The sequence below is a fragment of the Enterobacter sp. 18A13 genome (genome assembly GCF_007035975.1).
Lineage (GTDB): Bacteria > Pseudomonadota > Gammaproteobacteria > Enterobacterales > Enterobacteriaceae > Enterobacter > Enterobacter vonholyi.
The window spans coordinates 3,313,578-3,326,535 of sequence record NZ_AP019634.1 but is presented as its reverse complement, the minus strand read 5'-3'; the positions used below and the strand labels follow the sequence as shown (position 1 = coordinate 3,326,535).

Sequence of the window (12,958 nt, the reverse complement as noted above, 5' to 3'; positions counted from 1 at the left end):
ACCAATGGGATTAGCTTGAGCAAAACTGCCATATCTGGCAGGGAGTTGCATCGATACACAATCAGTATTGATTGCGACGTTGAAGGCAGGGAAGTAGACAAACTGCGGATAGCAAAAAGGCGCCTTTAGGGCGCCTTTTTACATTGGTGGGTCGTGCAGGATTCGAACCTGCGACCAATTGATTAAAAGTCAACTGCTCTACCAACTGAGCTAACGACCCGAAATGGTGGGCGATGACGGGCTCGAACCGCCGACCCCCTCCGTGTAAAGGAGATGCTCTACCAACTGAGCTAATCACCCCCGCTGTGTGGAGTCGCATTATAGGGAGAGTTGAAAATGAGTCAACGCATTTTCTAAAGTTTTTATTCGTTCGTCGTAAAATTAAGCAAAACGATCGCGAAACGGGCTGTGGCGCATGATTTCTAAACAAAAATCGCAAACTCGGTCACGATAAAGGGATCAACATTGAGGAATCGCCGCACAGTGATAGAATATTGCCCATCGTTTTTTCCCCAGGATTTGCCGATTGCCGGCATCTTTATAACGTAAGGCCATTTCATGAAAATCAAAACTCGCTTCGCGCCGAGCCCGACAGGCTATCTGCACGTCGGTGGTGCACGTACCGCTCTCTATTCCTGGCTTTTCGCACGCCACAACAAAGGTGAGTTCGTGCTGCGTATTGAAGACACCGATCTTGAGCGCTCCACGCCGGAAGCAATTGAAGCCATTATGGATGGGATGAACTGGCTGAATCTGGAATGGGACGAAGGCCCTTATTTCCAGACCAAACGCTTTGACCGCTATAACGCCGTCATTGATGAAATGCTGGTCGCGGGCACGGCGTATAAGTGCTATTGCTCCAAAGAGCGTCTGGATGCGCTGCGCGAAGAGCAGATGGCGAATGGTGAAAAGCCGCGTTATGACGGCCGCTGCCGCCATGACCACAGCGAGCATGCTGCTGATGAGCCTTGCGTTGTGCGTTTTGCTAACCCGCAAGAGGGGTCTGTGATCTTTGACGACCAGATCCGTGGCCCGATCGAATTCAGCAACCAGGAGCTGGACGATCTGATCATCCGCCGCACCGATGGTTCCCCAACCTACAACTTCTGCGTGGTGGTTGACGACTGGGATATGGAAATTACTCACGTTGTCCGTGGTGAAGACCACATCAACAACACGCCACGTCAGATCAACATCCTGAAGGCGCTGAACGCCCCTGTGCCTGTTTATGCGCACGTCTCCATGATCAACGGCGACGACGGGAAAAAACTGTCTAAACGTCACGGCGCGGTTAGCGTCATGCAGTATCGCGATGACGGTTATCTGCCAGAAGCGCTGCTGAACTATCTGGTGCGTCTGGGCTGGGCTCACGGTGACCAGGAGATCTTCAGCCGCGAAGAGATGATCGAACTGTTCTCTCTGAGCTCTGTCAGCAAATCAGCGAGCGCGTTTAATACCGACAAGCTCCTGTGGCTGAACCATCACTACATCAATACCATGCAGCCAGAATATGTAGCGACTTACCTGCAGTGGCACATTGAGCAGGCAAATATTGATACCCGCACTGGCCCTGAGCTGGCGGATCTGGTGAAACTGCTCGGCGAGCGCTGCAAAACTCTGAAAGAAATTGCTGAAAGCTGCCGCTACTTCTATGAAGAGTTTGCTGAGTTCGAGGCGGATGCCGCGAAGAAACATCTCCGTCCGGTTGCGCGTCAGCCGCTGGAAGTGGTGCGTGACAAGCTGGCTGCGCTCACCGAATGGACCGCTGAGAATGTGCATCACGCCATTCAGGCGACGGCAGACGAGCTGGAAGTCGGCATGGGTAAAGTCGGTATGCCACTGCGCGTTGCGGTGACCGGTGCGGGTCAGTCTCCGGCGCTGGACGTAACGGTTCATGCCATCGGCAAATCACGCAGCGTGGCGCGCATTAACAAGGCGCTGGACTTTATCGCTGAACGAGAAAATCAGCAGTAATAACGTCTCAGATAAAACAAACGGCAGGGGAACCTGCCGTTTGTTTATGCTTCTTCTTCTGCAATACCCAGACGCTTAAGAAATCCGTGTATGCCTTCGCGCTTCAATAACGCATCCAGACGCTTCTGCTCCGGCTTAGTCATACTCTCCAGCGTCTCAATAATGCCCGGATACAGGTTTGAAGAGGAGGTATTGTAGGAAGATGTAGCCTCCGCGAGATGGTAAACCTCGTGAGGGGTACGAATTGCCGGAAGGCTCATAATATGTTCCTTCACGCGCGCATCGACATGAATGAGTCGCGCGCGACCGCCTTTCACGCCGTTGAGCCCTTCGGTTTTCCATCCCTGCTGGCGTATCCAACGATTAACCGTTTGCCTGGCGACGCCCAAACTCTCCGCCAGCTCTTCCGTGGTCATTTTGCTCCGTAATCTTTTCATGTCAGTCCCGATCGCGAATCCCTAAACGTTGCAATAATCCGGTGATCCCTTCCCGCAGTAATAGCGATGTCATCTGCTTCTGTTCTTCCGGCGTCATTTCATTGGCTAGCGTCAGGAGCAGGGTGTGAAGTGAACTATCATGACTGACGCCTTCTGGCAGTTCGGACGTTTCGCTTGCCCGACGTGCACTGCGGATAAATTCACGGACTTTTTCGTTCACATGTACCAGACGCGCTTTCCCGCCCTGGACGCCTGGCTTTGGTGACGTAATCCAACCCTCTTTGCGTACCCATTTATTGATGGTCTGTCGGCTATAGCCAGTGAGGAGGGCTAACTCTTCTGGCGTCATTCGTTCCTTGATCATGCAATTTCCTGAATATCTGTGGGGATAATTAGCGGCTCATTTTATAGCACCCTTTAACGTGAAAACGTGACAGGCTTAACTCCTGACTGCGAGCAGGCTCGCAAAGTGATTCATTTGCATGATTTTTCGGCGATTGAATAGCTGGAATTGATTTTGCCGTTGACACTCCGCAGCGGAATTCATATTATGCCGCCCGTCAACATGACAGCTTTACGATGGGGCTATAGCTCAGCTGGGAGAGCGCTTGCATGGCATGCAAGAGGTCAGCGGTTCGATCCCGCTTAGCTCCACCAAAATTGTAAACCCTCGTCGAATGACGGGGGTTTTTTTTATCTGTTTGTAACGCCCTTTACCGCATTTTGTTATCAAAAAGAAGGTATTTCTGTACCTCACCTCAATCGTAATCAATAAACCGGTCTATAAATAGACTTGAACTTGATTCGCGCAATTAATAAACCTATTATCTATCCGGTCAATGATTCTCCTGGAAAATAACGTCCCTGATTAATGAATAAAAAAACGTATGATAATGTAAAGATATTTATGATTGCCCTGGCACTTTGCCTGATTGCGGTACCTGTCTCCCGTTATCTTTCTCCACGCGCAATTGTTAATGGTCACGACGTTTATTTAGCATGGTTGCCACTCAGCGTTATGCTGGCGGTAATTCTGATATTTGGGCGCAGAGCAATTCTTCCCATTCTGTTAGGTTTTACTGTCACTAATTTATTCTATATTAATTTAGCGCCGCTACAATATCCAGTTTTACTGTTCTGTCAGACCTTTGCGTTATTCGCGGGGTGCGGCCTGCTACGCCTTATGCTGGGCAAGCGCTGGCGCTACAGTATCCCTAACAAACACATCGGGCTTCGTATATTCTGGCTCGGTTTTGTCGTGCCATTAGGTATTAAGCTGTCGATGTATATGGCAGGCTATTTCTTTGATTTTCCGGTGACAATTTCGACCTATTTCGGCGAAGGCACGGTAATTTATAACGTTGTGGATATTCAAAGCCTGATATGCGCGGCGCTGATTTTTACCATGATGTTCTATTACCCGCTAAGAATGATAATTAATCCTCGTTATGCCGTCACCTTCTGGCGGCGAAGCGTGAAGCCCATGTTTTATCACAAGAATCCATTATATATTTTTGTCTGGTTAGCGCTTTTAAGCTTCATTCTTGTCATTTTATGTGGTCCTTTTGAGTCACCGGTCATTGCGGGCTATTTGATGCCGCTGATATTTATTCTTTTTACCTTAGCGATAAGCCGCCTGACCTATGCGTTGATTTCTCTGCTGTGGGCCACCTCAGCGCTCCTGCTGCTGACATACAACTACAACTTCCTTAACGGGGTGGAATCGGGACATTCGCTCTCCTTTATCCTCTCCGTGCTGATCTCTTTCGCCATCTGTTTGCTTTACATGTCTCGCATTTACCAGCGCAGCGAGTGGCTGAAGCGGGGCTGGCAGGACAGGGCGCTGACCGATCCTCTTACCGGTCTGCCTAATATTCGTGCGCTGGAGGATTACCTTGAAATTCATCCGGATGCCAAAGTGTGCATTTTGCGCATGGATAATCTGGAGTTTTTGAGCCGCCACTACGGGATTATCATGCGGGTCCACTGCAAACGAACGATCGCCACGTCGCTTCAGCCGCTCCTGCAAAAAGATGAGCTGCTCTTCCAGCTGCCCGGAAGCGAGTTGGTGCTGGTCTTGCTCGGGCCGGAAATTGCTGAACGTCTCCAGCATATGGTCGATCGGCTCAACAGCAATAAGATTTTCTGGAACAACACCGGGCTGGATATTGAGTTTGGCGCGTCATGGGGAATGGTCGAAGACGGTGAGAAACTGCATCACACGCTGGGGCAGCTAAGCTGGCTGGCAGAACAGGCCTGCGGAGAGCAAAACGTACTCGCGCTCACGAATAGTCTTGAGGTGGCATCAGGGCAAACGACAGAGCGTGTCCTGATGCTGGCCCGGATTAAGCATGCGCTTGAGGCGGGGCAGTTTAATTTGTATGCGCAGCCGATCCAGAAGGCGGACGGGAGCGGGTACTATGAAATCCTGACGCGAATGGAGAGCGAGGGGGAGATTATTACCCCTGACCGCTTTATTCCGCTGATTGCGCAGTTCAACCTCAGCCACCGGTTTGATATGTGCGTCATGGAAAAATTACTGGTGTGGCTGCGCGATAACCCTGCAACGCACGCTGGCGCCCGTTTTTCCGTCAACCTGATGCCGCTGACGCTGATGCAAAAAGAGGTGGCGACCGAGATTTGCGCGCTGTTTGAACGGTACGGCGTTGCGCCTCAGGCAGTCGTGATTGAGATTACTGAAGAGCAGGCTTTCTCAAATTCAGGCACGAGTATCAACAATATTCAGCAATTGCGGGAGTATGGTTTCCGTATTGCCATCGATGATTTTGGTACTGGCTACGCTAACTATGAGCGTCTCAGACGCCTGCAGGCGGACATCATTAAAATCGACGGCTGCTTTGTGAAAGACATTTGTACAGACGACATGGATGCAATGATTGTGCAGTCGATGTGTAATCTGGCAAAGACAAAATCGCTCTGCGTCGTCGCGGAATATGTGGAAACACCGGCGCAGCGGGAGATGCTGCTCCGCTTCGGTGTGGATTACCTGCAGGGCTACCTGATAGGCAAACCCAAACCGCTGGAAGAATTACGGACATAAAAAAACCGGGAGCCTGGCTCCCGGTTTTTGTTTCACGGTAAACGTTACAGGACCAGTGCCGCAATGGACGCTGACAGGACGCTCACCAGCGTAGAGCCGTAAACCAGTTTCAGGCCGAAGCGAGATACCACGTTACCCTGTTCTTCGTTCAGACCTTTAATCGCACCCGCGATAATCCCGATGGACGAGAAGTTCGCGAAGGAGACCAGGAACACGGAGAGAATGCCTTCCGCACGCGGAGAAAGCGTACTGGCAATTTTCTGCAGATCCATCATTGCAACGAATTCGTTAGAAACCAGCTTGGTTGCCATGATACTGCCCACCTGCAGCGCTTCGTGAGCCGGAACACCCATCACCCATGCAACCGGATAGAAGATGTAGCCCAGAATCCCCTGGAAGGAGATACCCAGCACCGCAGCGAACAGGGCGTTCAGCGCAGAAATCAGCGCAATGAAGCCGATCAGCATGGCGGCAACGATAATCGCGACTTTGAAACCGGCCAGAATGTACTCACCCAGCATTTCGAAGAAGCTCTGGCCTTCGTGCAGGTTTGACATCTGAATGTTCTCTTCGCTTGCGTCAACGCGGTACGGGTTGATCAGCGACAGAACGATAAAGGTGCTGAACATGTTCAGAACCAGCGCAGCAACCACGTATTTTGGTTCCAGCATGGTCATATACGCGCCCACGATAGACATGGAAACGGTAGACATTGCGGTTGCCGCCATGGTGTACATGCGGTTGCGGGACATCTTGCCGAGAATATCTTTATACGCGATGAAGTTCTCAGACTGACCGAGGATCAGGGAACTGACGGCGTTGAAGGATTCCAGCTTGCCCATACCGTTCACTTTGGATAACAGGAAGCCAATTCCACGAATCACGAACGGCAGAACGCGGATGTGCTGCAGAATACCGATCAGCGCGGAGATGAAGACGATAGGGCAGAGAACCTTCAGGAAGAAGAACGCCAGACCTTCGTCGTTCATTTTACCGAAGACAAAGTTGGTCCCTTCGTTGGCGAATCCGAGCAGTTTTTCGAACATTTCGGAGAAGCCTTTCACGAAGCCGAGGCCTACGTTGGAGTTCAGGAAGAACCACGCAAGTAAAACTTCAATGACCAGCAGTTGAACAACATAACGGATACGAATTTTTTTGCGGTCTGTGCTGACCAGCAATGCAAGTGCAGTAACGACAACAAGTGCCAGGACAAAATGAAGGACGCGGTCCATATTTGCTCCAAATATGAGGCAGGTTTAATTTTCGTGCACATTCTATGTAACAACCGAAAAGAAAACGAGATCGAGGACACACTATAGTTACATCCTGTGACGAGTCTCAAAAATAGTGATCCACAATACATTTTTGTTATGTTAGGTAAATGCGTGAAAAGTTAAGTTTGTGTGCTAGTCTTCACAAAAGCATGCGCGATTTCAGTTTCGGTTAGATCGCCCCACTTACCCGCCCGTCTATCGTTCAAAGCTATCAGAGAAATCACTGCAAACTTTATAAATGATCTTGATAATCATTCTCATTTTGATAGCATTAAACATAGCAAAGGCTATATTTCAGAGGCAGAAATGACAAACAGTCGCGTAGAGGGTAGCAGTGGCAGAGCCGCGCGCAAGTTGCGGTTCGCATTAATGGGACCTGCGTTCATCGCTGCCATTGGCTATATCGATCCAGGAAACTTTGCGACCAATATTCAGGCCGGGGCCAGCTTCGGCTATAAGCTGCTGTGGGTGGTCGTCTGGGCTAACCTGATGGCGATGCTGATTCAGATGCTCTCCGCAAAGCTGGGGATTGCGACGGGTAAAAACCTGGCGGAGCAAATTCGCGACCATTACCCGCGTCCCGCCGTCTGGCTCTACTGGGTTCAGGCTGAAATCATCGCCATGGCCACTGACCTCGCTGAGTTTATCGGTGCAGCGATCGGCTTTAAGCTGATTCTGGGCGTGTCGCTGTTGCAAGGGGCGGTGCTGACCGGGATTGCCACTTTCCTCATCCTGATGCTGCAGCGTCGGGGTCAAAAGCCGCTGGAGAAGGTGATTGGTGGTCTGCTGCTTTTTGTGGCGGCGGCCTACATTGTCGAGCTGATTTTCTCACAGCCGAATCTGGCACAGCTCGGTAAAGGGATGGCGATCCCAAGCCTGCCAACGTCGGAAGCGGTGTTCCTGGCCGCCGGGGTGCTCGGGGCGACCATCATGCCGCACGTGATTTATTTGCACTCCTCGCTGACGCAGCATCTCCACGGTGGGACGCGTAAAGAGCGTTACTCCGCTACCAAGTGGGACGTCGCGATCGCTATGACCATCGCAGGGTTTGTAAACCTGGCGATGATGGCGACTGCAGCCGCGGCTTTCCACTTTAACGGTCATACCGGTATTGCCGATCTCGACCAGGCGTATCTCACGCTGGAGCCGTTACTGAGCCATGCTGCCGCCACGATATTTGGTCTCAGCCTGGTAGCTGCCGGCCTCTCTTCTACGGTGGTGGGCACGCTGGCAGGCCAGGTTGTGATGCAGGGGTTTGTCCGCTTCCACATTCCGCTGTGGGTTCGTCGCTCCGTCACCATGCTACCGTCATTTGTGGTGATTCTGATGGGTCTCGACCCAACGCGAATTCTGGTCATGAGCCAGGTTCTGCTGAGTTTTGGTATCGCGCTGGCGCTGGTGCCGCTGCTGATCTTTACCAGCAACAAAACTCTGATGGGCGAGCTGGCTAACTCAACGCTGGTAAAACGAACCGGATGGGCCATCGTGGTGGTGGTCGTTGCGCTGAACCTGTGGTTGTTGGTGGGAACCGCACTGGGTCTTTAACAAAAAAAGGAGCCTCCATGGCTCCTTTTTTATTAGTGGTGATGGCCGTGACCATGACCTTTCCCGCGACCCCAGCCGCCGCGACGGTCGTCACGATCGTTCCAGCCTTCACGGTAGCCGCGCTCATACGCGTTGTCTTTATACCAGCCGCGGTGTCTGCCGTTATCATGTTTCCACCAGCGATCGCCGCGCCATTCATAATGACGGTGCCAGTAGTCACGGTCGCGCCAGTAGCCGCCGTCCCAGTATCTGCCGTAGTCGTCACGATCGCCAATTTGTAATTTTACTGATGGCAACAGGGTGATTTCGCCCGCAGTGGCGATCAGCGGCGCCGAAGCCAGTAATACCGCTGCAAGAATCAGTGACCTGAACATACTCTTTCTCCTTCACGATCGGGGCCTTAGGTGGGCCTGTTAACGCAATTTTACGAGTTGGTAAAGCTTCGTATCATCGCCTCAACTCCGAATTCCTGGGGGAGAGCACTTTTTGCTAAAAACGGTTTTATATTGAACTGCTCAGGATCGCGTCTATACGGGCCAACTCATCCACAGAGAAATGGCGGTTTGCCAGCATCCCCACGGCGTCATCAATTTGAGCCGCTTTACTCGCCCCAATCAGCACTGAGGTCACACTCTCATGACGTGATACCCAGGCCAGCGCCATCTGGGACAGCTTCTGGCCGCGCTCTTCCGCCATGGCGTTCAGCTTTCTAATCTTCTCCAGCTTCTCTTCGGTGAGCTGGTCGGGGTTAAGGAACTGACTGCCGCTTGCCGCGCGTGAGTCTGTGGGAATGCCGTTCAGATAGCGGTTGGTCAGTTGCCCACCGGCCAGCGGCGAGAAGGGAATACAGCCGACTCCTTTTTCCTGCAGCACGTCCAGCAATTCTTCTTCCGGCGCACGCTCAAACAGGGAATATTTCGGCTGGTGGATCAGGCAGGGCGTACCGAGATCGTCAAGGATATCAATCGCCTTGCGGGCCAGTTCAGCGGGGTAGTTGGATAATCCAACATACAGAGCCTTCCCCTGACGCACCGCATGGTCAAGCGCTTTCATGGTTTCCAGCAGCGGCGTCTGCGGGTCAGGACGGTGATGATAGAAGATATCCACATACTCCAGCCCCATCCTCTTCAGGCTTTGATCGAGGCTTGCCAGCAGGTATTTGCGTGACCCCCAGTCGCCGTAAGGACCCTCCCACATGGTATAGCCCGCTTTGGTTGAGATGATTAGCTCGTCGCGCCAGGGCAGGAAGTCCTCCTGTAAAATACGGCCGAAATTACGTTCGGCCGATCCCGGTGGCGGGCCATAGTTGTTGGCAAGGTCGAAATGCGTAATGCCCAGATCGAACGCACGCTGTAAAAGTTGACGGCTGTTTTCGATAAGGGTGGTATCACCGAAGTTATGCCACAGCCCGAGCGAGATGGCGGGCAACCTGAGCCCGCTTTGCCCACAGCGGCGATACTCCATTGTCCCGTAACGATTTTTGTCCGGCTGATAACCCATTTTCGTAACCTCTGGCGCTGAAGTGTAAAATCAGTGTATGCGTTTACATTTACGTGAAAAAAAGCAGCATAGCGCAGCCTTTTTTGTAAAGCATTCTTTCCATGTCCTTCTTATCGCCAATTCTGGACAGCCATCACGCTTATTTAATACTCAAGGTGAGGTCAACATTAGAAGGATACCTGTTCATGCGTACCCCATACTGCGTCGCCGATTACCTGCTGGACCGTCTTACAGATTGTGGAGCCGATCATCTGTTTGGCGTGCCGGGCGACTATAACCTGCAGTTTCTCGACCACGTGATAGACAGCCCCGATATCTGCTGGGTGGGCTGTGCCAACGAGTTAAACGCCTCTTATGCCGCGGACGGATATGCCCGATGTAAGGGCTTCGCCGCGCTGCTGACGACATTTGGCGTAGGAGAGTTAAGCGCCATGAACGGCATTGCGGGCAGCTATGCCGAACATGTTCCGGTACTGCATATTGTGGGGGCGCCGGGTATGGCGTCACAGCAAAGAGGGGAGCTACTGCACCACACGCTGGGCGACGGTGAGTTTCGTCATTTTTATCATATGAGCGAGCCGATTACTGCTGCACAGGCGATCCTGACCGAACAAAACGCCTGCTATGAAATCGACCGGGTGTTAACCACTATGCTCCGGGAGCGTCGCCCCGGCTATCTGATGTTGCCTGCCGACGTGGCAAAAAAGGCCGCCACGCCTCCTGTAAGCGCTCTCACGCTCCGCCATGCGCATGCCGATAGCGCCTGCCTGAAAGCGTTCCGGGAGGCCGCTGAGAACAAGCTTGCCAGAAGCAAGCGTACTGCGCTGCTGGCCGATTTCCTTGTCCTGCGCCATGGCCTGAAGCATGCGCTACAGAAATGGGTTAAAGACGTGCCGATGGCACATGCCACCATGCTGATGGGCAAAGGAATATTTGACGAACGTCACGCTGGTTTTTACGGCACCTACAGCGGATCGGCGAGCGCTGGCGCGGTAAAAGAGGCGATTGAAGGGGCTGATATCGTGCTGTGCATCGGGACGCGATTTACCGATACCCTTACCGCCGGCTTCACGCATCAGCTCACCCCGGCACAAACGATAGAAGTTCAGCCTCATGCTTCACGCGTTGGTGATATCTGGTTTACCGGCATCCCCATGCTTCAGGCAATCGAAACGCTGGTGGAGCTGTGTAAACAGCACGTGCACGGTACGCCCGTACCGTCCTCTCAAAACTTGATGGCCTACCCGCAGCCGGATGGCTCGCTGACGCAGGCGAATTTCTGGCAAACGCTGCAGACGTTTATTCGTCCGGGAGACATCATTCTTGCGGATCAGGGCACCTCGGCCTTCGGCGCGATCGACCTTCGTCTGCCGGCGGACGTGAATTTTATCGTCCAGCCGCTGTGGGGATCGATCGGTTACACGCTGGCGGCGGCATTTGGCGCACAGACGGCCTGCCCGAACCGGCGCGTGATTGTCCTGACGGGGGATGGCGCGGCGCAGCTCACCATCCAGGAGCTCGGCTCGATGCTGCGGGATAAACAACACCCCATCATTCTGGTCCTTAACAACGAAGGGTATACGGTGGAAAGAGCGATCCATGGGCCTGAGCAACGCTATAACGACATTGCGCTATGGAACTGGACGCAAATCCCGCAGGCACTGAGCCTTGATCCTCAGGCCCAGTGCTGGCGGGTCAGTGAAGCGGAGCAGCTGGCGGACGTCCTTGAAAAAGTGGCGCACCACGAGCGGCTCTCGCTGATTGAGGTGATGCTGCCGAAAGCGGATATCCCGCCGCTGCTGGGGGCGATTACCAAAGCGCTGGAAGCGCGCAATAGCGCCTGATTATTTGTCGTTTCGCCAGGCCATCATCATCGGTTTGCCCGCCAGCAGGAGCCAGGCGGGCAACATCACGATACAAAGCAGAGGGAAAAGCGTCGAATCTGGTACGACTACAGCCGCCATAAACAGGCTTAGCCAGGCGTCGCGCGTGACCACCAGAACCAGCCCCAGAATAGAACAAGAGACGGTAATCGCCGCAGGGACCGCATCGACATGCTCGTGCAGCATCAGCCCCAGCGCGACGCCGACAAAGACCGCCGGGAAGATGCGTCCACCGCGGAAACCGCAGGCGGCCGCCACCACCAGCGCTGCCAGCTTGATTACGGCAAACAGCAGATAGTCGGAGACGCTAAATACCTGGCTGAAGGCCAGCTGCTGCATCTCGTCCAGACCTTTGAACAGCGTCACCGGCCCGCCGATTGCCCCTAAGATACCGAGGATCAAACCGCCGGCTCCCAGAATCAACACCGGGTGTTTGAGTCTATGCATCAGCCGATGCAGACGTGGAAGGCACCACACTGCCACCATGCCCAGCGCAATGGCGATGGCGACGACGATGGCGCCGCTGAAAATATCAGCGATTTGCATCTGGCCGTAGTGGGGCAGGGAGAGTGAAAAATGGGGATGGAAAAACAGGCTGGTGGTCAACGCCCCGGCTGCTGCGGCCATCAGCGGCGCAAACAGCTTATCCCACAGCGGGACGTCGTTATTGCTACTGAGCGTCTGCGAAAAGATCAGTGCTGCCGCAACGGGCGTGCCGAAAAGCGCCCCGATGGTGCCTGCGGAGGCGAGAATGGTCCAGTCCAGCGCGCCGACGCGAGGCAAAATGCGTGAACCGAGAAAAACCGCCAGGCCAATATTCACGGCCATAATCGGGTGCTCAGGACCCAGACTGACGCCGCCGGCAAGGCCCAGAATCAACGCAATGATTAGCCCTGGCAACGCCGAGGGCGCAACCGGGGCACCAATCAACGGTTCCTGTGCCGGATCGGGGCCGGCATGGCCGGGACTGAAACGGATCACCAGACCCACCGCTATACCGGTTAACGTCAGCATTCCAACGATCCAGGCAGGAGAATCAACGGGGACGCCCAGTCCTGCAGGAAGCGCGTTCCATAATAGTGTTTGCAGCACCGACGCGACTTTCATCACGACAATGAGCACCAGACTTGAAACCACGCCAATGATGAGCGCCGGAATGGCCAGCAATAGCATGGTTCTGGCTCGCGGGTGGAGCATGATGATTTCCTTGTACAAAACGGTATTACGTTACTTTGCACATTAAGCCTTATGGCAATAGTGCAAAAGGTGCTGAAACGGTAAAGT

The 12,958-nt window shown here is 53.3% G+C and carries 10 protein-coding genes and 3 tRNA genes; 5 read left to right on the top strand and 8 right to left on the bottom strand.

Features of this window, described 5'->3' with window-relative positions:
• Positions 1 to 144: 144 nt before the first annotated feature.
• Both FOY93_RS16040 and FOY93_RS16035 read right to left on the bottom strand, forming a co-directional pair.
• Positions 145 to 220: transfer RNA gene (locus FOY93_RS16040), tRNA-Lys, on the bottom strand.
• 4 nt (positions 221 to 224) lie between these two features.
• Positions 225 to 300: transfer RNA gene (locus FOY93_RS16035), tRNA-Val, on the bottom strand.
• A 258-nt stretch (positions 301 to 558) separates the two neighbouring features.
• Between FOY93_RS16035 and gltX the strand changes: the two genes are divergently transcribed.
• A complete protein-coding gene (gene gltX / locus FOY93_RS16030; RefSeq protein WP_136195530.1) occupies positions 559 to 1,974 on the top strand; it encodes a glutamate--tRNA ligase in 1,416 nt (471 codons plus the stop codon).
• A gap of 44 nt (positions 1,975 to 2,018) precedes the next feature.
• On the opposite strand, the gene FOY93_RS16025 is transcribed toward gltX, so the two are convergent.
• Together FOY93_RS16025 and FOY93_RS16020 are read right to left on the bottom strand one after the other, a co-directional pair.
• Positions 2,019 to 2,411, bottom strand: a complete 393-nt coding sequence (locus FOY93_RS16025; RefSeq protein ID WP_136195529.1) for a YfeC-like transcriptional regulator — start codon at positions 2,409 to 2,411, stop codon at positions 2,019 to 2,021.
• Between the two features lies 1 nt (position 2,412).
• On the bottom strand, positions 2,413 to 2,775 hold the full coding sequence (locus FOY93_RS16020; RefSeq protein WP_115875947.1) for a YfeC-like transcriptional regulator: 363 nt from the start codon (positions 2,773 to 2,775) through the stop codon (positions 2,413 to 2,415).
• Between the two features lie 217 nt (positions 2,776 to 2,992).
• Here FOY93_RS16020 and FOY93_RS16015 point away from each other — a divergent pair.
• Both FOY93_RS16015 and FOY93_RS16010 read left to right on the top strand, forming a co-directional pair.
• A tRNA-Ala gene (locus FOY93_RS16015) sits at positions 2,993 to 3,068 on the top strand.
• Positions 3,069 to 3,282: 214 nt separating this feature from the next.
• Positions 3,283 to 5,472 carry a sensor domain-containing phosphodiesterase gene (locus FOY93_RS16010; protein WP_115875946.1) on the top strand — a complete coding sequence of 730 codons (2,190 nt, stop codon included), beginning with the start codon at positions 3,283 to 3,285 and terminating at the stop codon, positions 5,470 to 5,472.
• 44 nt (positions 5,473 to 5,516) lie between these two features.
• Here FOY93_RS16010 and FOY93_RS16005 read toward each other — a convergent pair whose 3' ends face one another.
• On the bottom strand, positions 5,517 to 6,704 hold the full coding sequence (locus tag FOY93_RS16005; protein WP_008501591.1) for a NupC/NupG family nucleoside CNT transporter: 1,188 nt from the start codon (positions 6,702 to 6,704) through the stop codon (positions 5,517 to 5,519).
• A gap of 348 nt (positions 6,705 to 7,052) precedes the next feature.
• Between FOY93_RS16005 and FOY93_RS16000 the strand changes: the two genes are divergently transcribed.
• Positions 7,053 to 8,291, top strand: a complete 1,239-nt coding sequence (locus FOY93_RS16000) for an Nramp family divalent metal transporter (RefSeq protein ID WP_143345377.1) — start codon at positions 7,053 to 7,055, stop codon at positions 8,289 to 8,291.
• 32 nt (positions 8,292 to 8,323) lie between these two features.
• Here FOY93_RS16000 and FOY93_RS15995 read toward each other — a convergent pair whose 3' ends face one another.
• Both FOY93_RS15995 and mgrA read right to left on the bottom strand, forming a co-directional pair.
• A complete protein-coding gene (locus FOY93_RS15995; RefSeq protein ID WP_111965213.1) occupies positions 8,324 to 8,665 on the bottom strand; it encodes a DUF2502 domain-containing protein in 342 nt (113 codons plus the stop codon).
• Between the two features lie 127 nt (positions 8,666 to 8,792).
• Positions 8,793 to 9,791, bottom strand: a complete 999-nt coding sequence (gene mgrA / locus FOY93_RS15990; protein WP_143345376.1) for an L-glyceraldehyde 3-phosphate reductase — start codon at positions 9,789 to 9,791, stop codon at positions 8,793 to 8,795.
• A gap of 185 nt (positions 9,792 to 9,976) precedes the next feature.
• Here mgrA and ipdC point away from each other — a divergent pair, with 185 nt between their 5' ends.
• Positions 9,977 to 11,635: an indolepyruvate decarboxylase gene (ipdC, locus tag FOY93_RS15985; RefSeq protein ID WP_111965215.1), complete on the top strand. Its 1,659-nt coding sequence runs from the start codon at positions 9,977 to 9,979 to the stop codon at positions 11,633 to 11,635.
• Here the strand turns inward: ipdC and FOY93_RS15980 are convergent, their stop codons facing one another.
• Positions 11,636 to 12,871 (bottom strand): ion channel protein, encoded by a 1,236-nt coding sequence (locus FOY93_RS15980; RefSeq protein WP_133294874.1) that lies wholly within the window; start codon positions 12,869 to 12,871, stop codon positions 11,636 to 11,638.
• Positions 12,872 to 12,958: the final 87 nt, after the last annotated feature.

Excerpts from the sequence above, each read along its gene's own strand:
- FOY93_RS16020 (WP_115875947.1), bottom strand. The coding sequence starts at position 2,775 with ATGATCAAGGAACGAATGACGCCAGAAGAGTTAGCCCTCCTCACTGGC.
- FOY93_RS16025 (WP_136195529.1), bottom strand. The coding sequence starts at position 2,411 with ATGAAAAGATTACGGAGCAAAATGACCACGGAAGAGCTGGCGGAGAGT.
- FOY93_RS16000 (WP_143345377.1), top strand. The coding sequence starts at position 7,053 with ATGACAAACAGTCGCGTAGAGGGTAGCAGTGGCAGAGCCGCGCGCAAG.
- gltX (WP_136195530.1), top strand. The coding sequence starts at position 559 with ATGAAAATCAAAACTCGCTTCGCGCCGAGCCCGACAGGCTATCTGCAC.
- FOY93_RS16010 (WP_115875946.1), top strand. The coding sequence starts at position 3,283 with ATGAATAAAAAAACGTATGATAATGTAAAGATATTTATGATTGCCCTG.
- ipdC (WP_111965215.1), top strand. The coding sequence starts at position 9,977 with ATGCGTACCCCATACTGCGTCGCCGATTACCTGCTGGACCGTCTTACA.
- mgrA (WP_143345376.1), bottom strand. The coding sequence starts at position 9,791 with ATGGGTTATCAGCCGGACAAAAATCGTTACGGGACAATGGAGTATCGC.
- FOY93_RS15995 (WP_111965213.1), bottom strand. The coding sequence starts at position 8,665 with ATGTTCAGGTCACTGATTCTTGCAGCGGTATTACTGGCTTCGGCGCCG.
- FOY93_RS16005 (WP_008501591.1), bottom strand. The coding sequence starts at position 6,704 with ATGGACCGCGTCCTTCATTTTGTCCTGGCACTTGTTGTCGTTACTGCA.
- FOY93_RS15980 (WP_133294874.1), bottom strand. The coding sequence starts at position 12,871 with ATGCTCCACCCGCGAGCCAGAACCATGCTATTGCTGGCCATTCCGGCG.